Source organism: Kitasatospora sp. NPDC056184 (genome assembly GCF_042268405.1).
GTDB lineage: Bacteria > Actinomycetota > Actinomycetes > Streptomycetales > Streptomycetaceae > Kitasatospora.
Genome location: NZ_JBHJUI010000001.1, coordinates 448091 through 469276 on the forward strand (window position 1 = coordinate 448091; position 21186 = coordinate 469276).

The following is a 21186-nucleotide window of genomic DNA, read 5'->3' on the forward strand; positions in this document are numbered from 1 at the left end:
CGGCCCCGGAAGGGCCCGGTGCCGCGCGGCACCGGGCCCTTCCGGGGAGGACCTGTCAGCACGGCGTCACTTGAGCGTGGGCAGGTTCCAGTAGCAGCCGTACTCGTCCTTGGTCGCGGTGATGATGTAGTCACCGGTCTTCGGGCCGACGACGCCGTCCTGGTCCAGGCCCGCCCAGCGCTGGAGGGCGACGATCGCCCCGTAGGTGTCGGGGCCGAACGCGCCGTCCACCGCGACCGTGTGGTAACCGGTCTGGTAGTGCAGGCTGTTGGAGATCTGCTGCACGCAGCGGACGCTGTTGTAGGCGTTGGCCTTGCCGTAGCCGACCCAGAGCGAGCCCGAGTTGGGCACGGCCTGGGCGCTGCCCGCGACCCCCGCCGTGGCCAGGGCGGTGGCCGCGAGCAGGAAGGCGCCGCGCCGCTTGAGGGACGTGCTGTTCATGAGAACCCCCGTTGGTCGTGAAAGACGATGATCTTCGAGCCCCTGCACTATACGGGTGAACCCCTGACGGTCCGCCAGTGCCCGGGTCGGCCCAGGTCGGCGCTTGCCAACCGGTGATCGCCGACCAGTAAGATCATCTTGCAACACGACGCGAACGGGGAGCTCATGGCGCGGGTTGCGGTGATAGGCGCGGGCATCAGCGGGCTGGGAACGGCGCTCATGCTCGGGCGGCGGGGCCATGCGGTCACGGTGTTCGAACAGGACGCCCGGGAGGCCGGGGACGACCTGCACGACGACTTCTTCCACTGGGGCAGGCCCCGGGTCCCGCAGGCCGTCCAGCCGCACTCGTTCCTCGCCCCGGTGCGCACCGTGCTGCACGCCGAGGCCCCCGACGTCCACGCGGACCTGCTGGCGCGCGGTGCCCGGGAGTACCACGACTTCGACTGGTTCGGCGAGCATCCCCCGTACCGGGCCGGCGACGAGGAGCTGGTGACCCTGCGCACCCGCCGCATCGTGCTGGAGGCCGCCCTGACCTCGGCCGTTCGGCGCGAACCCGGCGTCGAGGTGCGGCGGGGCGTCCGGGTGCGGGGCCTCGACCTCGCGCCGGGCCGCCCCGCCCGGGTCACCGGCGTGCGGGCGGGCGGGGAGGCGCACCGGGCGGACCTCGTCGTCGACGCGTCCGGCCGGCGCTCGCCGGTCCCCGGCTGGCTGGCCGAGGCCGGCTGCCGCCCGCCCGTGGTCGAGAGCCACCGCGCGGGGATCGCCTACCTCTGCCGCTGGTACCGGCTGCGGGCCGAGGGCCCCCGCGACCCCGGACGGGTGAAGGCGGGCTCCTCCGCACCGTTCGCGCTCGCCGGCGTCTTCCCGTCCGACAACGACACCGTCGCGGTGAACCTGGTGCTCTCCACGGCCGACCCGACCCGCGGCGCCCTCACCGACCCCGCCGTGTTCGAGGCCGCCGCCCGCCGTTTCCCCGCCACCGCCGCCTGGCTCGACCTGGCCCCCGAACCCCAGTCGGCCGTGCTGGCGATGGCCGGCCTGGACAACCGCTGGACCTCCCTGGCCGACGACGACGGACCCGTCGTCACCGGCCTGGTCAACGCCGGGGACAGCCTCGTCCACACCAACCCCACGCTCGGCCACGGCGTGGCCCTCGGCCTGCGCGCCGCCCAGCACCTCGCCGCCCACGCCGACGCGACGGCGGCCGACCCCACCGGCTACCACACCTGGACGGCGCAGGCCCTCCGCCCCTGGTTCGACGCCCAGGTGGCGGCCGACCGCGCCAACGAGCAACGCCTCACCGACAATCCGCCGCCCCCGGACCGCCGCGCCGCCGCCCTCGCCGCCTGCGCCTTCGACGACCCCGTCGTCATGCGGGCCCGCGCCCAGGTCCGCCACCTCCTCCGCACCCCCGACGACGCCTACGGCACCCCCGAGGTCGACCGCCACCTCACCACCTGGCTCGCCGCCCGCCCCGACTTCACCCCCCACCACGACGGCCCGACCCGCGCCCAGTGGGACACCCTCCTCCCGGCCTGACCCCCCGCCGCCGGCACCGACCGCTCCCGGACACCGATCCGGACACCGATCCGGACAGGCCGCCGACCAGGCCGGACGGCCCCGGGCCGTCCGGGACACCGCCGGGCCGTTGCCCCGGTCGCCCCCGGGACGCCAGCCTCGGTGCGATCGGCAGCGGAGCCGACGAAGGAGGAATCGTGGTGCGGAACATCCTGGAGCGGGCCCGGATACTCGGCGCGGTGGTGACGGCCCTGATGCTCGTCTGCCTGGCGACCTCGGCGAGTTCGGCGGCGGCGAGTTCCGGCCCGCCGGCCGCGGCGGCCGTGGCGGCGACGGAGTACAACCAGGCGGTGCTCGGGGGACCGGTCTACAGCACGGGCCCCTGCGCGGAGTCCGGCGCGGGCGAAGCGTGCTTCCAGATGTACGGGGACCAGATCTACCTGGTCGCGAACACCGCCGGGGCGTACGCCCGCTGGAGCAACTACCTGTGGAACGGAAGCTCCTGGCAGCTGTACCGGCAGGGCGAGTGCTCCATCTCGGTCGTGGGGACGTGGGGCCACTGCAACAAGGACTTCTACGAGGACAGCACCAGCCCCAATGCCTACGGATCCCAGGGCAGCGGCATCCGGGTCGCCATCTGTACCGCGAGCGGAAACTGCTCGGCGGAGACCTGGGCCCGCAACAACGGCTGAGGCGCACCTCTCCCGGCCCCGCGGCGCGAGCCGCGGGGCCGGGCGACGTTCGTGCCGAGGGGAACCGGGCTCGCCGGCCGGCCGTCGTCGACAAAACAAGCACGCGTGATTGCTTTTCCTCCCGGAGGGTGCCAACCTGCTCGCTGTCGGCGAACGTTGGGCCACCTCCGGGGGTAGGCGTGCACGTGGGGTCGGAGACGCGGGCGGTGGGCGGTGGGCCGGTGCTGCGGGTCGGGAACGCCTCGGGGTTCTACGGGGACCGGTTCTCGGCGATGCGGGAGATGCTCACCGGCGGGCCGCTGGACGTGCTCACCGGGGACTACCTGGCGGAGCTGACCATGCTGATCCTGGCGCGGGACCGGCTGAAGGACCCCTCGCTCGGGTACGCCAGGACGTTCCTGCGGCAGTTGGAGGAGTGCCTCGGCCTGGCGCTGGAGCGCGGGGTGCGGATCGTGGTCAACGCGGGCGGCCTCCAGCCCGCCCGGCTGGCGGACGCCGTACGGGAGTTGGCGAGGAGCCAGGGGCTGGACGCGGCGGTCGGACACGTCGAGGGCGACGACCTGCTGCCGCGCAGGGCGGAACTCGGACTGCCCGAGGGGCTGTTGGCGGCCAACGCCTATCTGGGGGCGTTCGGCGTCGCGGAGTGCCTGCGGGCCGGGGCGGACGTGGTGGTGACCGGGCGGGTCACCGACGCGGCGCTGGTGGCGGGGCCGGCGATCGCCCGGTTCGGCTGGGGCGCGGGGGACCTGGACGCCCTCGCGGGCGCCGTGGTGGCGGGGCACGTGCTGGAGTGCGGGGCGCAGGCCACCGGCGGGAACTACGCGTTCTTCCGCGAGCACGACGTCGCCCGGCCGGGCTTCCCGCTGGCGGAGCTGCACGCGGACGGCTCCAGCGTCATCACCAAGCACCCGGGGACCGGTGGCGCCGTGACCGTCGGCACCGTCACCGCCCAACTCCTCTACGAGACCGGCGGACCGCGCTACCTCGGGCCGGACGTGACGGCCCGCCTGGACACCGTCCGGCTCACCGAGGAGGGGCCGGACCGGGTGCGGATCGACGGGGTGCGCGGCGAGGCGCCGCCGGCCACCCTCAAGGCCGGACTGAACCGGCTCGGCGGCCACCGCAACGAGGTGGTGTTCGTGCTGACCGGGCTCGACATCGAGGCGAAGGCGGCGCTCGTCCGGCGGCAGTTCGAGGACGCGCTCGCGCCCGGGCGCCGTCCCGCCGAGCTGCGCTGGACCCTGGCCCGCACCGACCGTGCCGACGCCGCCACCGAGGAGGCCGCCTCGGCGCTGCTGCGGCTCACCGCCCGGGACCGCGACCCCGGCCGGGTGGGCCGGGAACTCGGCCGGGTGGCCGTGGAACTGGGGCTGGCCGGGTACCCGGGCTTCCACCTCACCGCGCCGCCCGGGCCGGGCGCGCCGTACGGGGTGTTCGAGGCCGCGTACCTCGACGCGGCGGCCGTCGGGCACACCGCCGTGCTGCCGGACGGCCGGCGGGTGGACATCCCGCCCGCACCCGTCACCGCACCGGAACCGGATCCGTCGGGGGAACCGGATCCGCGGGAGGAACCGGCCGACGACGAGGCCCCCGTCCCCGGCCCCACCCGCCGCGCCCCGCTCGGCCTGGTGGCCGGCGCCCGCAGCGGCGACAAGGGCGGCGACGCCAACCTCGGCGTCTGGGCCCGCGACGAGCCGGGCCGGCGCTGGCTCACCCGCACCCTCACCACCGACCTGCTGCGCGAACTCCTGCCGGAGGTGGCCGGACTGCCGATCACCCGGCACCTCCTGCCGAACCTCCGCGCGGTCAACTTCACCATCACCGGCCTGCTCGGCGAGGGCGTCGCCGCCCAGCACCGCTTCGACCCGCAGGCGAAGGCGCTGGGGGAGTGGCTGCGCTCGCGCCACCTCGACATCCCGGAGGCCCTGCTGTGACCGTCCTGCCCACCCGCCTCGACCCGGGCGGCGCCGAGTACACCGCCCACCGGGAGGCGATGCTCGCCAAGCTCGCCGACCTGGACACCGAGCACGCCAAGGCCCTGGCCGGCGGCGGCCCCGGCTACGTCGAACGCCACCGCGGGCGCGGCAAGCTGCTCGCCCGCGAGCGGATCGAGCTGCTGGTCGACGAGGACTCGCCGTTCCTGGAGCTCTCCCCGCTCGCCGCCTGGGGCAGCGAGTACCCGGTCGGCGCCGCGCTGGTCACCGGCATCGGCACCGTCGAGGGCGTCGAGTGCGTGATCACCGCCAACGACCCGACCGTGCGCGGCGGGGCCTCCAACCCGTGGACCCTGCGCAAGGCCCTGCGCGCCAACGAGATCGCCCTCGCGAACCGCCTCCCGCTGGTCAACCTGGTCGAGTCCGGCGGCGCCGACCTGTCCGGCCAGAAGGAGATCTTCATCCCCGGCGGCGCGCTCTTCCGCGACCTCACCCGGCTGTCCGCCGCCGGGATCCCCACCGTCGCCGTCGTGTTCGGCAACTCCACGGCCGGCGGCGCCTACGTGCCCGGCATGTCCGACCACACCGTGATGGTCGCCGAGCGGGCCAAGGTGTTCCTCGGCGGTCCGCCGCTGGTGCGGATGGCGACCGGCGAGGAGTCCGACGACGAGTCGCTCGGCGGCGCCGAGATGCACGCCCGGACCTCCGGCCTGGCCGACCACTTCGCGCTCGACGAGCCGGACGCGCTGCGCCTGGCCCGCCGGATCGTCGCCCGCCTGGACCACCGCAAGCCGGGACCGGGCCCCGACCCCGCCGCCGAGCCGCCGACGTACCCCGAGGAGGAACTGCTCGGCATCGTCCCCGGCGACCTCAAGGTGCCCTTCGACCCGCGCGAGGTGATCGCCCGGATCGTCGACGGCTCCGACTTCGACGAGTTCAAGCCCCGCTACGGCACCAGCCTCGCCACCGGCTGGGCCCGGCTGCACGGCTACCCGGTCGGCGTCCTGGCCAACGCGCAGGGCGTGCTGTTCAGCCAGGAGTCGCAGAAGGCCGCCCAGTTCATCCAGCTCGCCAACCAGCGCGCGGTCCCGCTGCTGTTCCTGCACAACACCACCGGCTACATGGTCGGCCGGGACTACGAGCAGGGCGGCATCATCAAGCACGGCGCGATGATGATCAACGCCGTCGCCAACTCCACCGTCCCGCACCTGTCCGTCCTGATGGGCGCCTCCTACGGCGCGGGCCACTACGGCATGTGCGGGCGGGCCTACGAACCGCGGTTCCTGTTCGCCTGGCCGAGCGCCAAGTCGGCCGTGATGGGCCCGCAGCAGCTCGCCGGGGTGCTGTCGATCGTCGCCCGGCAGTCCGCCGCCGCCAAGGGGCGCCCGTACGACGAGGAGGCGGACGCGGCCGTCCGGGCCATGGTGGAGCAGCGGATCGAGGCAGAGTCGCTGCCGGCCTTCCTCTCCGGGCGGCTCTACGACGACGGGGTGATCGACCCGCGCGACACCCGCACCGTGCTCGGGCTCTGCCTCTCCGCGATCCACAACGCGCCGGTCGAGGGCGCCGCCGGCTACGGCGTCTTCCGGATGTAGGGGGAACCACGTGATCACCAACCTGCTGGTCGCCAACCGGGGCGAGATCGCCCGCCGGATCTTCCGCACCTGCCGCGACCTGGGCATCGCCACCACCGCCGTGTACGCGGACCCGGACGCCGACGCCCCGCACGTCCGCGAGGCCGACGCCGCCGTGCGGCTGCCCGGCGCCGCGCCCGCCGACACCTACCTGCGCGGCGCGCTGATCGTCGGGGCCGCGCTCGCCGCCGGCGCCGACGCCGTCCACCCGGGCTACGGCTTCCTCTCCGAGGACGCCGCCTTCGCCCGCGCGGTGCGGGCGGCCGGGCTGCTCTGGGTCGGACCGGAGCCGGCGGCGATCGAGGCGATGGGCTCCAAGACCGCCGCCAAGCGCCTGATGGCCGCCGCCGGGGTGCCCGTCCTCGACGCGCTGGACGCGCCCACCGAGGCCGATCTGCCGCTGCTGGTCAAGGCGGCGGCCGGCGGGGGCGGGCGCGGCATGCGGGTGGTGCGCGACCTCGCCGACCTGCCGGCGGAACTCGCCGCCGCCCGCGCCGAGGCCGCCAAGGCCTTCGGCTCCGACGAGGTGTTCTGCGAGCGCTACCTGCCCACCGGGCGGCACGTCGAGGTCCAGCTGCTCGCGGACGCGCACGGCACGGTCTGGGCGGTCGGCGACCGGGACTGCTCGCTCCAGCGGCGCCACCAGAAGGTCGTCGAGGAGGCCCCCGCGCCCGGGCTCGACCCGGCCGTGCGCGCCGCCCTGCACGCGGCCGCGGTCGCCGCCGCCAAGGCGATCGGCTACACCGGCGCCGGGACGGCCGAGTTCCTGCTCGGACCGGACGGCCGCTGCTGGTTCCTGGAGATGAACACCCGGCTGCAGGTCGAGCACCCGGTCACCGAGGCGGTCACCGGCCTCGACCTGGTCGCCCTCCAGCTCGCCGTCGCCGAGGGCCGGGCGCTGCCGGGGCCCGCCGCCCCGCCGGTCGCCGGCCACGCGATCGAGGCCCGGCTCTACGCCGAGGATCCGGCGCACGACTGGCGGCCCGCCACCGGCACCCTGCACCGCCTGGAACTCACCGTCCCGCACGAGGAGTTCACCGGCCGGGGGGTGCGCCTGGACTCCGGCGTCGGGGACGGTACGGAGATCACCCCGCACTACGACGCGATGCTCGCCAAGGTGATCGCCTGGGCGCCGACCCGGGCGGCCGCCGCCCGGCGGCTGGCGGACGCGCTCGCCCGCGCCCGGATCCACGGGCCCGTCACCAACCGGGAGCTGCTGGTCCGCGCCCTGCGCCACCCGGCCTTCCTGGCCGCGCGGCTGCACACCGGCTTCCTCGCCGAGCACGCCGAGACCCTGACCGCCCCGGACCGGGGCGGAGCCGACCGCGCGGCCCTGGCCGCCGCCCTGGCCGACGCCGCCGCCCGCCGCACCGCGCTGCCCTCCGGCTGGCGCAACCTGCCCTCCCAGCCGCAGCTCAAGCGCTACCGGACGGAGGACGGCACCGAACGGGAGGTCCGCTACCGGCTCACCCGCACCGGCCTGCACGCCGAGGACCACCCGGACGTCGACCTGGTCGAGGCCGCCCCCGACCTGGTCGTGCTGCGCGAGGGCGGGCTGCGGCGCGCCTACCGGGTGGCCCGCTACGGGGACCGGGTGCACGTCGACACCCCGGCCGGCGGCACCGCGCTCACCGCCCTGCCGCGCTTCCCCGACGCGCCGGTGCGCACCGACCCCGGCGCGCTGCTCGCCCCGATGCCCGGCACCGTCGTCCGCGCCACCGCCGCCGTCGGCGACACCGTCACCGCCGGGCAGCCGCTGCTCGTCCTGGAGGCGATGAAGATGGAGCACCGGATCACCGCCCCCGCCGACGGGATCCTGGCCGAACTCCGCGCCGTCCCGGGCCGGCAGGTCGAGACCGGCGCCCTGCTCGCCGTCGTGAAGCCCCTCGATCCGCCCGCCGCACAGACCGCCGCACAGCCTCCCGCACAGTCCCCCGAAGAGGTCTGAGGAAGGACCGCGCATGTCCGCCATCGGCAGCCAGCTCCTCGAAACCCCCGAACGCCGCGCCCTGCGCGGCGCCGTCGCCGGCCTCGGCGCCCGCTACGGCTCCGCCTACTACCTCGCCCGGGCCCGCGCCCACCGGCCCGCCGACGAACTCTGGGCCGAGGCCGGCAAGGCCGGCTACCTCGGCGTCAACCTGCCCGCCGAGTACGGCGGGGGCGGCGGCGGGATCGCCGACCTCGCGATCGTGCTGGAGGAGCTCGGCACCGCCGGCTGCCCGCTGCTGCTGCTGATCGTCTCCCCGGCGATCTGCGGCACCGTCATCGCCCGCTACGGCACCGAGGAGCAGAAGCGCCACTGGCTGCCCGGACTCGCCGACGGCAGCCGCCGGATGGCCTTCGGCATCACCGAGCCGGACGCCGGCTCCAACGCCCACCGGATCTCCACCGTCGCCCGCCGCGACGGCGGGGACTGGCTGCTGACCGGCCGCAAGGTGTTCGTCTCCGGCATCGACCACTGCGACGCCGTCCTGTTCGTCGCCCGCACCGAGGACGCCCGCACCGGGAGGCTGAAGCCCGCGCTGTTCGTCGTCCCGCGCGACACGCCCGGCTTCGAGTACCGCCCGATCCCGATGGAACTCGTCGCCCCCGAACGACAGTTCCAGGTCTTCCTGGACGACGTCCGGTTGCCCGCCGACGCGCTGGTCGGCGACGAGAACGCCGGGCTGCTCCAGCTGTTCGCCGGCCTCAACCCCGAGCGGATCATGACCGCCGCGTTCTCTCTGGGCCTCGCCCGCCAGGCGCTCGGCAAGGCCGTCGAGTACGCGCGCACCCGCACCGTCTGGTCCACCCCGATCGGCGCCCACCAGGGCCTCGCGCACCCGCTCGCCCGGTGCGCGGTGGAGGTCGAACTGGCCCGGCTGATGACCCAGAAGGCCGCCCTGCTGTACGACGCGGGCGAGGACGCCGCCGCCGGGGAGGCCGCCAACATGGCCAAGTACGCGGCCGGCGAGGCCGCCGCCCGGACCGTCGACCAGGCCGTGCAGACCCTGGGCGGCAACGGCCTCACCCAGGAGTACGGGCTCGCCGCGCTGCTCGCCGCCACCCGGGTCGGCCGGGTCGCCCCGGTCAGCCGCGAGATGGTCCTCAACTACGTGGCCCAGCACACGCTCGGCCTGCCGAAGTCCTACTGAGCGGGCCGGGGAGCGCAACGGCTCGAACGTCTCGTCGCATCATCGTTCTGATATCTGACCGGGACCCCGGGCCGGATACCCCGCCGACCCGCCCCGACCTCGGAATTCGCCGGACCGCGCCACCCCTGCGCCCCGCGCGCTCCGCCAAACGTCCGTCACTGGGGCGCACCGGGCGCCCACTGTCCGTATGCTCCTGTCCGCACGCCGCACGGCCGGTCGCCACGACCTCCAGCCGGCCGTCCCGCCCCGCGCCAACAACCGCACAGGAGGCACGCCTTGGTGTTCCACAGCGAGTTCCCTGACGTCGGCATCGTCGACCTCGCCCTGCACGACGCCGTCCTCGGCGAGGCCGAGCGCCACGGCGACCGGCCCGCCCTCATCGACGGGATCACCGGCGAGACCGTCAGCTACGCGCAACTCGCCCACGCGGTGGGGCGGGTGGCCGCCGGACTCGCCGCGGCGGGCGTCCGCCAGGGCGACGTCGTGGCGCTGTTCAGCCCCAACAGCATCCGCTACCCGATGGCCTTCTTCGGCGCCACCCGGGCCGGCGCCACCGTCACCCCGGTCTCCTCGCTCACCACCCAGGGCGACCTCGCCGGCCAGCTGGTGGACAGCGGAGCCCGCTGGCTGATCACCGTCTCGCCGTTCCTGCCCACCGCCCGGGCCGCGGCCGAGAAGCTCGCCGCCGACGGCCGCCCGCTCGCCGGGATCGTCGTGCTGGACGGCGCCGAGGGCCACCTCTCGCTCGCCGACCTGCTCGCCGCCACCGGCCCCGCGCCCGAGCTCGCGCTCGACCCGGCCGAGGCCGTCGCCGTCCTGCCCTACTCCAGCGGCACCACCGGGCTGCCCAAGGGCGTCATGCTCACCCACCGCTCGATCGCCACCAACCTCGCGCAGACCGACGCGGTCTTCCGCCCCAAACCCGGCGAGCGCGTCCTCGCCGTCCTCCCCTTCTTCCACATCTACGGCCTCGCCGCCCTCCTCCACCAGCCGCTGCGCTGCGGCGCCACCGTGGTCGTGCTGCCCCGCTTCGACCTGGAGCAGTTCTGCCGCACCGTCCAGGACCAGCGCGTGCAGTCCGTGCTCGCCGCCCCGCCGATCGTCATCGCCCTCGCCAAGCACCCGGTGGTCGAGCAGTACGACCTCTCCTCGGTGGAGTACCTGCTGTGCGCCGCCGCCCCGCTGGACCTCGAACTCGCCGAGGCCTGCGCCCGCCGGCTCGGCCTGTCGCACATCCTCCAGGGCTACGGCATGACCGAGCTCTCCCCGGTCAGCCACGTGATGGACCCGACCGACCCGGACCCCTCCCCGGGCTCGGTCGGCCGGATGGTCCCCTCCACCGAGCTGCGGGTCACCGCCCTCGACGGCACCGGCGCCGACCTCGGCCCCGGGGAGCGCGGCGAGCTGCTGATCCGCGGCCCGCAGGTGATGAAGGGCTACTTCGGCCGCCCCTCCGACACCGCCGCCATCGTCGACGCCGAGGGCTGGCTGCACACCGGCGACATCGGCTTCGTCGACGAGCGCGGCTACCTGCACATCGTCGACCGGGTCAAGGAGCTGATCAAGTACAAGGGCTACCAGGTCGCCCCCGCCGAACTGGAGGCGCTGCTGCTCAGCCACCCGCAGATCGCCGACGCCGCGGTGATCGGCGTGTGCGACGCCGAGGGCACCGAGTGCCCCAAGGCCTTCGTGGTCCGCGCCCCCGGCAGCGTGCTGACCGAGCAGGAGGTCGCCGCCTTCGTGGCCGGCCAGGTCGCGCCGTACAAGAAGGTGCGCGCGGTGGAGTTCCTGGACGCCGTGCCGAAGTCCCCGGCCGGCAAGATCCTCCGCCGCGAGCTGCGCGAGCGCGAGGCCGCCGCCGCCCGCTGAACCGGCCCACCGGCGTCCACGGGTGCGGCCGTCCCACCGGCCGCACCGGTCCCCGCCACCGTCCGCCCGGCCGTCTGCGAGGATCGACCAGCCGCCAGCCCCGCACGGACAGGAAGCGCCGCCGCAGATGACCACCCACCCGGCCGCCCGCACCCCCCAGCAGGACCGCAGCCGCGCGACCCGGGCCAGGCTGCTCGCGGCGGCGGTCGACTGCCTGGCCGAACTCGGCTGGAACGGCTCCACGGTCGCCGTCGTGGCCGAGCGGGCCGGCGTCTCCCGGGGCGCCGCCCAGCACCACTTCCCCACCCGCGAGGACCTCTTCACCGCGGCCGTCGAACACGTCACCGCCGAGCGGCTCGCCGCCGTCCGCGCCCACGCGGACGCGCTGCCGGGGGCCGGCCCGGCCCGCACCGAGGCCGTCGTGGACATGATCGTCCGCCTCCACACCGGCCCGCTGTTCCGCGCCGCCCTCCACCTGTGGGTCGCCGCCGCCACCGAGGAACCGCTGCGCGAGCGGATCATCGGCCTGGAGGGCCGCGTCGGCCGCGAGGCCCACCGCGCCGCCGTCGAGTTCCTCGGCGCCGACGAGACCCGGCCCGGCGTGCGCGAAACCGTGCAGGCGACCCTCGACATGGCCCGCGGACTCGGCCTCGCCAACCTGCTCACCGACGACAGCACCCGACGATCCGGGGTGATCCGGCAGTGGGCGAGCCTTCTGGAGAGTACGCTGCGGCCGGTAGGCCCATGACGCCCGTACACCTGGACGACCGGCGCCCCTCACCAAGGGGTCGCCGGGCGGACGATGTCCGTGCAGTCTGGAGGAGAACCCCGGCCGCACGGACCCGCGAGGCCCGCCCGGCCGGGCACGAGCCGAACCGGGATGCAGCCTGATCATGCGGAGAGACGAGTGGGACGCCACCAATGCCACCGGCCCCGGAGCCGGCGCCAGCCCCGCACGCCTGGACGGCCATCGCCTCGTCCCGCTCGCCACCGCCCTGCTCCAGGACGACGGGCTGATCCTGCACTGGAGTGAGGACGCCGAGGCCCTGCTCGGCTGGACCGCCGAGGAGGCCGTCGGCAGCCACGCCGCCCAGCTGCTCACCGACGACAGCGACCGCCCCGAGGTCCTCGAACTCTTCGAGCGCATCCTCGGCGGCAAGGGCTGGTCCGGGGTCTTCCCGGTCCGCCACCGCGACGGCCGCACCGTCGAGCTGGAGTTGCGCACCTACCCGATCGCCGGGCCGGGCGGTACCCTGCTGCTGCTCGCCACCGCCTCCGACATCGCCGCCCTGCAGCGGGTGGAGGCCGACCTCGCCGTCCTCGACGGCATCTTCGGCCAGTCCCCGATCGGGATGGCCGTCTACGACACCGAGCTGCGGTACGTCCGGCTCAACGAGTCGCTGGCCCGGATGAACGGCCTCCCCGTCGCCGACCACCTCGGACGGCGGATCAGCAGCATCCTTCCCGGCATCAACAGCACCGAGATAGAACAGATCATGAAGCAGGTGCTGGCCACCGGGCGCCCGGTGGTCGACGCCCGCTCGCACGGCAGGGTCCCCGGCGACCCGCGCCGCGACCGCGCCTGGTCCGCCTCCTACTTCCGGCTGGAGGACTCCACCGGCCGGGTCTTCGGCGTCTGCTCCTCGATCATCGACGTCACCGAGCGCTTCCAGGCGGAGGCCCGCGCCGCCCGCGCCCAGGAGCGCCTGGCCACCATCGCCGAGGCCACCGCCCGGATCGGCACCACCCTCGACCTCCAGCGCACCGCCGAGGAACTCATCGAGGCCGTCGTCCCGCGGTTCGCCGACTTCGCCACCGTCGACCTGCTGGAAACCGTGCTCCGCGGTGCCGAACCCACCCCCATCCCGGAGGACCGCGGCGTCCAGCTGCGCGCCGTCGCGGTCGGCGAGTCCTACGACACCGGGCTCGTGCACGCCGTCGACGTCGTCGGCGAGGTCTCCGAGTACGCCCCCGAGCGCAGCTACACCCAGTGCCTGCGCAGCGGGCGCCCGCTGCTGCGCGCCCACGTCGACGCGGAGGTGCTGCGCGGCCTCGTCGCCAGCCCCGACCGGGTCGCCCCCGGCCTCGCCGCCGGCATCCACTCGTACCTGATGCTGCCGGTCACCGCCCGGGGCATGGTCCTCGGCGGAGCCGAGTTCATCCGGATGCGCAACCCGGAGTCCTTCACCGCCGCCGACGTCGCGCTCGCCGAGGAACTCGTCGCCCGCACCGCCCTGGCCATCGACAACGCCCGTCTCTACCGGCGCGAGCGCGAGACCGCGCTCACCCTCCAGCGCAGCCTGCTGCCGCAGGAGATCCACCGCACCCTCGGCCTGGAGATCGCCTACCGCTACCTGCCCTCCAGCGTCACCAGCGAGGTCGGCGGCGACTGGTTCGACGTCGTGCCGCTCTCCTGCGGCCGGGTCGCGCTGGTGGTCGGAGACGTCATGGGCCACGGCATCCGGGCCGCCGCCACCATGGGCCAGCTGCGCACCGTCGCCCGCACCCTGGCCACCCTCGACATGCCGCCCGAGCAGGTGCTCACCCGGCTCGACGAGACCGCCTCCGGCATCGGCGAGGGCCAGTTCGCCACCTGTATCTGCGCCGTCTACGACCCGCTGGAGCGCACCCTGCAGGTCGCCTCGGCCGGGCACCTGCCGCCCGTCTGGGTCGCCCCGGACGGCACGCCCCGCCGGGTCGAGATGCCGCCGGGCGTGCCGCTCGGCGTCGGCGGGGTGGCCTTCGAGTCGATCGAGTTCGCCCTCCCCGAGGGCGGCATGGTCACCCTCTACACCGACGGGCTGGTCGAACGGCGCGGCCAGGACCTCGACGACGGCATCGACCTGCTCGCCCGCACCCTGTCCGGCCCCGGCCGGACCCTGGAGGAGAACTGCGACGCCGTGCTCGGCGCGCTGGTCAGCGGCGGCAGCGACGACGACATCGCCATGATCATGGCCCGGGTGCTGCCGCTGCCCGCCGACCGGGTCGCCACCCTCCCGCTCACCGGCGGCGGCCGCCTGCCCGGCAAGGCCCGCCGCTTCACCCGCGCCACGCTCGACGGCTGGGGCCTGGGCGCGCTCTCCGACTACGCCGAGCTGCTGGTCAGCGAGCTGGTCACGAACGCCCTGCTGCACGCCGACGCCCCGCGCCGGCTCCGGCTCTTCCGCGACCGGGTGCTCACCGTCGAGGTCGCCGACGCCGGCGGCCAGACGCCCCAGCTGCGCCCCTTCGCGGAGCAGGACGAGGGCGGCCGGGGGATGTTCCTGGTCAGCGAACTCGCCCAGCGCTGGGGCAGCCGGCTGACCCGGGACGGCAAGGTGGTCTGGGCGGAGCTGGAACTGCCCTTCGGCACCGGCTGACCCGCCCGGGATCCGCCGGGCACGACGGTTCCCCGCCCCCCGGGTGCGGGGGTGCGGGGAACCGCGGTCCCGGGCGCTTACCTTCTCCGACGTGCGCGTCCTCAGGCGTGGGCCTTCTCGGACGTCCGCTCCTGCTCCCGGTTCTGCTCCCGCTCCTTCGCGGACTCCGCCGCCGCACCGCGGGGGAGGCCCCGCAGCAGCCGCCAGGCCAGCACCGCCGCGCCCAGCAGCAGCGCGCCCGCCATCATCCCGGCCACGTTCACGCCGTGCACGAACGCCTCCTTGGCGCTCGCCAGCAGCGGTCCGGCCAGGGTGTCCGGCAGTCCGTGCGCCGCCTCCACCGCGCCGCCCAGCGACTCGCCGGCCTGCGCGGCCGCCGCCGGGTCCGTCCCGGCCGGGACCACCAGCCGGTTCGCGTACATGGCGCCGACCAGCGAGCCGACCAGGGCGATGCCGAGCGCGGTGCCCAGCTCGTAGGCCGTCTCGGAGACCGCCGAGGCGGCGCCGGCCCGGTCGCCCGGCGCGGCGCTCAGCACCAGGTCCGCGCCGAGCGTGTAGACCACGCCCTCGGCCGTGCCGACCAGAAGGAAGGCGGCGGCCAGCAGCAGGTACGTGGTGTCCTGCTGGATCCAGCCGAGCAGGCCGAGACCGGCGCCCATCGTCAGCAGACCGAGGGTGAGCGCGGTGCGGGCGCCGGTGCGGCGCACCAGCCGGGCGGTCAGCAGACCGCCGGCCATCGCGCCGGCGAAGGCCGGCAGCTCGGCCAGCCCCGCCTTCAGCGGCGGGAAGCCGCGGACCAGCTGCAGGTACTGGGACGTCACGAAGACGATGCCGGAGAGCCCGATCAGCGCGATCAGCGAGGCCAGGACGGCGGCGGTGAAGCGCCGGTCGCCGAAGAGCCGGACGTCCAGCAGCGGGGTCTCCAGCCGCAGCTGGCGGCGGACGAAGACGACCAGCGCCAGCGCCCCGAGCAGGCCCGCCACCGGCACGTCCCAGCGGTCGGCGCCGTTCGCCGCGGCCTCCTTGATCGCGTAGACCACGCCGATCACACCGGCGAGCGACAGCAGCACGCTCAGCACGTCCCAGCGGCCCGGCTTCGGGTCCCGGGACTCCGGCAGCAGCCAGGCGCCGAAGACCAGCAGCAGCAGGAGCACCGGGATGTTCAGCAGGAACACCGAGCCCCACCAGAAGTGCTCCAGCAGCACCCCGCCGACCACCGGACCGAGTGCGGCGCCGGCGGACGCGGCGGCGCCCCAGATGCCGATCGCGGTGGCCCGCTCGCGGTCGTCCGGGAAGAGCGTGCGGATCAGCGAGAGGGTGGACGGCATGATGGTCGCCCCGGCCACGCCGAGCAGCACGCGGGCCAGGATCAGCCAGCCGGCGCTGGGCGCGTAGGCGGCGAGCAGCGAGGCGGCGCCGAACGCGGTGGCCCCGGCCAGCAGCAGCCGCTTGCGGCCGATCCGGTCGCTGAGCGAGCCCATCGAGACCAGCAGGCCGGCCAGCACGAAGGAGTAGGCGTCGCCGATCCAGAGCAGCTGGGTGCCGCTGGGGCGCAGGGTCTCGCTGATCGAGGGGATGGCCAGGGAGAGGACGGTCGCGTCGACGGCGACCAGGGTGACGGCCAGGACGAGGACGGCGAGGCCGGTCCAGCGCTGGCGGGGCTGGAGGTGGACGGTGCTGCTCATGGGTATCGGTGTCCGGTTTCCGGTCCGGGGTGCGCGGGTGGGGGAGGGTCAGTGCGGGCGGGGCGTCCGCAGGGCGCCGCCGAGGAACAGCTCGGCGAGCGAGAAGGTGGCGTCGCGCGAGGCCAGCCGGCCGTCCTGGACGGCCCAGCCGATCCCGGCGAGCAGGTCGAAGAACGCCTCGCTGAGCCAGGCCGCGGAGAGCTCGATGCGGAAGACCCCCTGCTGCTGCCCGCGCAGGAAGAGCGCGTGCAGGCGGGCGATCTGGGCCTCCCAGAGGTCGTTGACCGCCTCGTCGTCGTAGAGCTGGCTCTCGCCGGTCAGGTAGGCGCAGAGCATGGCGTCCGGGACGATCTCGTCGATCAGCCGGCGCAGCGCGGCGTGCGCGTCCCCGTCCTCGACGGCGGCGGTGTCGAGCGCGGCGGCCAGGCGCTGCAGCGCGAGCATGCCGACCTCGCGGATCAGCGCGTCCCGGCCCGGGAAGAGCCGGTGCAGGGTGGCGCGGCTGATGCCCGCGGCGCGGGCGATCTCGTCGAGGTGGGCGGTCGGGCGGCGGGAGAGCACGCCGACGGCGGCTTCGAGCACGGAGTCACGGTCGGTGGCCATGGAACGAGGGTACATCGCATGAGACGTCCATGTCTCAGAATTAATTCCGGCGTCTCGTTCGAGGCGTGCCCGTACCGGTTCCGGACAGCAAAGAACCGGGGACGGCGGGTGCCGTCCCCGGTTCTCCTACCGGCCGGTCGTGGCCGGTCAGCTCTGGTTGTAGAAGCCGGTCTCGTCCAGCGGGCGGTCGATCACCATCACCTCGACGTCCGCCGGGGTGAGCAGGAACACCCGGCGGGCGATCCGCTCGATGCCGCCGCGGGTGCCGAAGATCAGCCCGGAGGCGAAGTCCACCATCCGCTTGGCCTCGGCCTCCTCCATCTCGGTGAGGTCCATGACCACCGGGGTGCTCGCCCGGATGTGCTCGCCCACCGTGCGCGCCGCCTCGAAGCCGGTCGGCCGCAGGGAGACGATCCTCGTCGGGGCCGGGGAGGACGGTACCGTCTCCTGCTCGACCCACTCGTCCTCGTACACCGCGGCCGGGTAGCTCCCGGAGGGCATCAGCCACCCGTTGTGGTGCTCGTCGCGAAGTGCTCCCATGCCGCGCCTCCCTGCCTCTGTTCCGTACAGGTCCCCCGGTGCGCGTGCCCTTTTGACACGTCATCCACTCGTCGGAACTGTCCGAGTATCGCACTGATCACCGGTCTCGTGCCCGCTCGCGCCCCCCGTACGAGTCGCGCCGCGCCGACGGCCCGGGCGGACCCGGGCATCAGAAGCGACGCGGCGGAACGGCGTACGGTTGCGCGCGTAGAAGATATCGGTCGCGGTCACCGCGCAATTGACCTTCTGTCAACAATGCGGGAACGATTTCACGCGGCACCGACAACGGACCCGCTCGGCCGAGCGGGTCCAGGTGTTGCGCGCCCGGCGCGTCGGCTCGGGCGCCCGGCGCTCAGCCCATGGCCGCGCGCCGGCGCCGCAGCACCCCCCGCACCGCCGAGACCAGGCTCACCAGGCCGAGCAGCACGATCGCCCCGGCCGAGAGCAGGAAGCCCGCGGACCCCGGCTCGCGCGCGGTGGCCGCCGCCGTGACGTAGACGGCGGTCAGCGGGGCCGCGCCCAGCGCGGTCGCGACGACGAAGGGCAGGAACCGCACGCCGGAGAAGGCCGCGCCGACGTTGCCGGCCTGGAACGGCAGCCCGGGCAGCAGCCGCAGCAGGAACACGCTGCGGAACCCCTGCTCGCTGAAGCGCCGGTCGAGCGCGAGCAGCAGCCGCCCCCGCAGGTACGGGCGCAGCGCCTCCCGGCCGAGCCGGCGGCACAGCCAGAACGCGAGCGCGGCGCCGATCGCGGTGCCGAGGACGGCCAGCACCGTGCCCTCCCGCACGCCCAGCAGCAGCCCGGCCGCCGCGTTGAGGGCCGGCCGGGGGAAGAACGCCGTCGTGGCCACCGCGTACACCGCGACGAACAGCGGCACCCGGATGTGCCACGGGGTCCCGGCCGACAGGCCGCCGTCGAGCAGCGTGGTCGGGCTCCACAGCAGCAGCGAACCGGCCGCCGCCGCCAGGATCACCAGCAGCAGCGCGAGCCGCAGCCACGCCGACCGCGGCACCTGCGGGCGCGCCGCGCCCCCGGCCCCGTCCGGCGGCGCGGCCTGCGGTGCGGGCTGCGGTGCGGGCTCCGGGGCGGCCAGGTCGGAGGGCGGCGGGGGTGACCGGGCGGCGGCCACGCGCCCCGCCTACCCGGCCCCCCGGGGGGGCCCGGCCCGGGGGCGGCCCCCCCGGGGGGCGCGGGGCCTAGAACCAGACCTGGTTGAGGCCGCCGTTGGGCTCCCACTGGCCGACCGGGGCGCCGTCGTCGCGGAGGAAGCCGAAGAGGTCGAGTACGAGCAGGCTGTGCTGGTTGGTGAGGGTGTGGATGCCGCTGTGGTGGACGACGGTCTCGGTCCAGGCCTGGTTGAGCCCGCGGTTGCAGCTCCACTGGACGGCCCGGGTGCCGGGCGCGGCGCTGTACCCGGGGATGTCCAGGCACTTGCCGCTGTGCACGTTCACGTACTCGTGGGCGTCGGTCCGGATCCACTTCTGGTTGTCGCCGCCGGTGCAGGTCCACTGGCGGACCGGGGCGCCGTTGTCGGTGCGCCAGTCGGCGACCTCCAGGCACTTGCTCGTGGCGGCGTTGTTGACGCTGGTGAGCAGCCTGTCGGCGGCTGCGGCCGGAGCGGCCGGCAGTGCCGGGGCGAGGGCCGCGGCGAGGACGGCGGCGGTGCCGAGACGGGCGGCGAGGGCGCGCCGGGGCGTGGTCATGGTTTCCTCCTGCGTGGGGTGTGCGCGGAAGGCGGGGCGGTGCTCAGCGCGGGCCGTCGGTGAAGTCCGACGGGAACCAGATCTGGTTGTAGGAGGCGCCGGAGGGGCCCATGGGCCACTGGATGACGGGCGCGCCGTCGTCCTTGGAGCCGCCCGCGACGTCCAGGGCGAGCTTGCTGACCTCGTTGAGGTAGTAGCGGCTCCCGGAGTGCGCCAGGACCTCGGTCCACTTCTGGTTGGTGCCGGCGTTGCAGTCCCAGATCACCGGCCGGGTGCCGGGGACGGTGCTGTACCCGGGGTTGTCCAGGCACTTGCCGCTGTGGACGTTGACCAGCTCGTGGGCGGCGGTCCAGTACCACTTCTGGTTGTCGCCGCCGTGACAGCTCCACTGGCGCACGGCGGCGCCGTTGCCGGTGCCCCAGTCGGCGACCTCCAGGCACTTGCCGGAGTTGAGGTTGGAGACGGTGAACGGCGCGGTGTACGGCGCCGGCGCGGCGGACGCCGGGCCGGCGAGGGCCAGCCCGGCGGCCAGCGCGAGGACGGCGGCGGAGGAGGTGGTGCGGAAGGACATGGTGGTTCCTCGGGGTGACGTGGTGACGGGAGCGGGTGGCGGCCCGCCGGGCGGGCCGCCGGATCAGAGGGTGACAGAGGGCTGGAGCCCGATCCACTACCGATTGGTGGCGCGGTCGCCGGTTCGGTCCGGTCAGCGCGGGACGGCGTACCAGAGCTGGTTGGCGCCCCCGTTGGCTCCCCAGGTGGCGACGGTGGCGCCGTCGGCGGGGTCGAAGCCCGCCACGTCCAGGACCAGACCGAGGCTCGACAGGTAGCCGGGCAAGGGCGCGCTCACGTCCGGAACGAGCCAGCGCTGGTTGTCCTGCTGCGAAGTGCAGGTCCACTGGATCGGCCGGGTGCCCCAGACGGTGCTGAATCCGGGGATGTCCAGGCACTTGCCGCTCCAGAGGTTGATGAGCGAGCTGCCGTAGACGGTCCACTTCTGGTTGTTGCCGCTGGTGCAGGTCCACTGGCGGACCGGCGCGCCGTCGTCCTTCCGCACGTCCGCGACCTCCAGGCATTTGCCGGTGGCGGCGTTGACGAACGCGACGAGGGGGTACGTCGGGTGGGAGTGCTCCGCGTGGGCCGTGCCGGTTCCGGCGATCGGGAGTGCGGTGGCGAGGGCGGCGGTGAGGGCGAGCAGGGCGGCGCGGGTGCGGCGTCTGTGGGTGGGGGCGGGGTCGGTCACGGGTGTCCTCCTGAGGTGCGGCGGGTGGTGCGCTCGGACAGGAAGTCGAGGAGTCGGTGCCATGACGCCCGTGCGGCGTCGAGGTGTTGGACCGCCGCGAGTTCGAAATAGTTGTGCGGAGCCTGAGGAAAAGTCATGAACTCGTGCGCACAGCCGGCTTCGGTCAGCGCGGCGTCGAAGGCGGCGACCGCGGTGGGCGGGATGTGCTCGTCGGCGCCGCCCCAGAACGCGAGGATCGGCGCGGTCAGCTCGGCGGCGAGCTGGGTCGGTCCCGGGGCGCCGTTGAGGGTGTCGGGGTAGCCGTAGAAGCCGACCGCGCCCGCCAGGCCGAAGCGCGGCGCGGCGGCGCGGAAGGCCTGGCGGCCGCCGAAGCAGAAGCCGAGCGCGACGACCTCGGCGGCGCCGAGCGCGCGCAGGTGGCCGGTGCCCGCGGCGAGGTCGGCGTCGAGGCCCCCGGGGGTGAGCGCGAGCAGGTGCGGCAGCAGGTTCGGGAGCTCGCCGAATTCCGGTGCGCGGCGCTCGGGGTCGGCGCCGGCGGTGCGCCCGTAATAGTCGACGGCGAGTGCCGGGAATCCCTGTTCGGCGAGTCGGACGGCGGTCTGCCGGTAGAAACCGGAAAGGCCCTTGTTGTCCGGCAGGACGAGCACGCCCGGTCCGGCGGGGTGCTCGGGGCGGGCCAGGAAGGCGCCGACCGCGGTGCCGTCCGCCGAGGTCAGGGTGAGTGCGGCGGCCTCGGCGACGGCGTGGGTGGCGGGAGTGAGGAGCGGCGGGGCGGCGTCGGCCTCGTAGCACATGGGAAATCCTTCGCGGTCGCGGAACCGCCGGGCACGCGGT

At 74.9% G+C, this 21186-nt stretch carries 18 protein-coding genes; 9 read left to right on the plus strand and 9 right to left on the minus strand.

Translation table 11 applies throughout. From position 1 onward, the window contains the following. Positions 1 to 66: 66 nt before the first annotated feature. Positions 67 to 441: a peptidoglycan-binding protein gene (locus ACFC0B_RS01430; protein WP_376080525.1), complete on the minus strand. Its 375-nt coding sequence runs from the start codon at positions 439 to 441 to the stop codon at positions 67 to 69. A gap of 165 nt (positions 442 to 606) precedes the next feature. Between ACFC0B_RS01430 and ACFC0B_RS01435 the strand changes: the two genes are divergently transcribed. The 9 genes from ACFC0B_RS01435 (at position 607) to ACFC0B_RS01475 (ending at position 14581) form a co-directional block, all read left to right on the plus strand. Beyond that, positions 607 to 1980: an FAD-dependent oxidoreductase gene (locus tag ACFC0B_RS01435; RefSeq protein ID WP_376080527.1), complete on the plus strand. Its 1374-nt coding sequence runs from the start codon at positions 607 to 609 to the stop codon at positions 1978 to 1980. Positions 1981 to 2156: 176 nt separating this feature from the next. Further along, positions 2157 to 2651: a hypothetical protein gene (locus ACFC0B_RS01440; RefSeq protein WP_376080530.1), complete on the plus strand. Its 495-nt coding sequence runs from the start codon at positions 2157 to 2159 to the stop codon at positions 2649 to 2651. A 272-nt stretch (positions 2652 to 2923) separates the two neighbouring features. Continuing rightward, positions 2924 to 4585 (plus strand): acyclic terpene utilization AtuA family protein, encoded by a 1662-nt coding sequence (locus tag ACFC0B_RS01445; protein ID WP_376082338.1) that lies wholly within the window; start codon positions 2924 to 2926, stop codon positions 4583 to 4585. Further along, the gene (locus ACFC0B_RS01450; protein WP_376080532.1) at positions 4582 to 6180 is read left to right on the plus strand and encodes an acyl-CoA carboxylase subunit beta; all 1599 of its coding nucleotides are present in this window, start codon (positions 4582 to 4584) and stop codon (positions 6178 to 6180) included. The genes ACFC0B_RS01445 and ACFC0B_RS01450 overlap by 4 nt, the downstream gene beginning before the upstream one ends. 10 nt (positions 6181 to 6190) lie before the next feature. Beyond that, positions 6191 to 8167 (plus strand): biotin carboxylase N-terminal domain-containing protein, encoded by a 1977-nt coding sequence (locus ACFC0B_RS01455; protein ID WP_376080535.1) that lies wholly within the window; start codon positions 6191 to 6193, stop codon positions 8165 to 8167. Positions 8168 to 8180: 13 nt separating this feature from the next. Next, positions 8181 to 9353, plus strand: coding sequence for an acyl-CoA dehydrogenase family protein (locus tag ACFC0B_RS01460; RefSeq protein ID WP_376080537.1), 1173 nt, complete (start codon positions 8181 to 8183; stop codon positions 9351 to 9353). A 276-nt stretch (positions 9354 to 9629) separates the two neighbouring features. Then, entirely contained in the window at positions 9630 to 11222 is a 1593-nt protein-coding gene (locus ACFC0B_RS01465) for an AMP-binding protein (RefSeq protein ID WP_376080539.1), read from the plus strand. A 127-nt stretch (positions 11223 to 11349) separates the two neighbouring features. Next, positions 11350 to 11970, plus strand: coding sequence for a TetR/AcrR family transcriptional regulator (locus tag ACFC0B_RS01470; protein WP_376080544.1), 621 nt, complete (start codon positions 11350 to 11352; stop codon positions 11968 to 11970). Positions 11971 to 12115: 145 nt separating this feature from the next. Next, positions 12116 to 14581 carry a SpoIIE family protein phosphatase gene (locus tag ACFC0B_RS01475; protein ID WP_376080547.1) on the plus strand — a complete coding sequence of 822 codons (2466 nt, stop codon included), beginning with the start codon at positions 12116 to 12118 and terminating at the stop codon, positions 14579 to 14581. A gap of 101 nt (positions 14582 to 14682) precedes the next feature. Here the strand turns inward: ACFC0B_RS01475 and ACFC0B_RS01480 are convergent, their stop codons facing one another. From ACFC0B_RS01480 to ACFC0B_RS01515, 8 genes are all read right to left on the minus strand, one after another. Continuing rightward, positions 14683 to 16266, minus strand: a complete 1584-nt coding sequence (locus tag ACFC0B_RS01480) for an MFS transporter (protein WP_376080549.1) — start codon at positions 16264 to 16266, stop codon at positions 14683 to 14685. Between the two features lie 48 nt (positions 16267 to 16314). Further along, on the minus strand, positions 16315 to 16869 hold the full coding sequence (locus tag ACFC0B_RS01485) for a TetR/AcrR family transcriptional regulator (RefSeq protein ID WP_376080552.1): 555 nt from the start codon (positions 16867 to 16869) through the stop codon (positions 16315 to 16317). Between the two features lie 147 nt (positions 16870 to 17016). Continuing rightward, positions 17017 to 17409, minus strand: coding sequence for a cell division protein SepF (locus ACFC0B_RS01490; RefSeq protein WP_376080555.1), 393 nt, complete (start codon positions 17407 to 17409; stop codon positions 17017 to 17019). Positions 17410 to 17761: 352 nt separating this feature from the next. Next, on the minus strand, positions 17762 to 18538 hold the full coding sequence (locus ACFC0B_RS01495) for a TVP38/TMEM64 family protein (protein WP_376080558.1): 777 nt from the start codon (positions 18536 to 18538) through the stop codon (positions 17762 to 17764). Positions 18539 to 18605: 67 nt separating this feature from the next. Continuing rightward, positions 18606 to 19112, minus strand: coding sequence for an RICIN domain-containing protein (locus tag ACFC0B_RS01500; RefSeq protein WP_376080560.1), 507 nt, complete (start codon positions 19110 to 19112; stop codon positions 18606 to 18608). 43 nt (positions 19113 to 19155) lie between these two features. Next, a complete protein-coding gene (locus ACFC0B_RS01505; protein WP_376080563.1) occupies positions 19156 to 19683 on the minus strand; it encodes an RICIN domain-containing protein in 528 nt (175 codons plus the stop codon). Between the two features lie 132 nt (positions 19684 to 19815). Then, on the minus strand, positions 19816 to 20352 hold the full coding sequence (locus tag ACFC0B_RS01510; RefSeq protein WP_376080566.1) for an RICIN domain-containing protein: 537 nt from the start codon (positions 20350 to 20352) through the stop codon (positions 19816 to 19818). Beyond that, positions 20349 to 21146 carry a dienelactone hydrolase family protein gene (locus ACFC0B_RS01515; protein ID WP_376080569.1) on the minus strand — a complete coding sequence of 266 codons (798 nt, stop codon included), beginning with the start codon at positions 21144 to 21146 and terminating at the stop codon, positions 20349 to 20351. Before ACFC0B_RS01515 ends, ACFC0B_RS01510 begins: the two co-directional genes overlap by 4 nt. Positions 21147 to 21186: the final 40 nt, after the last annotated feature.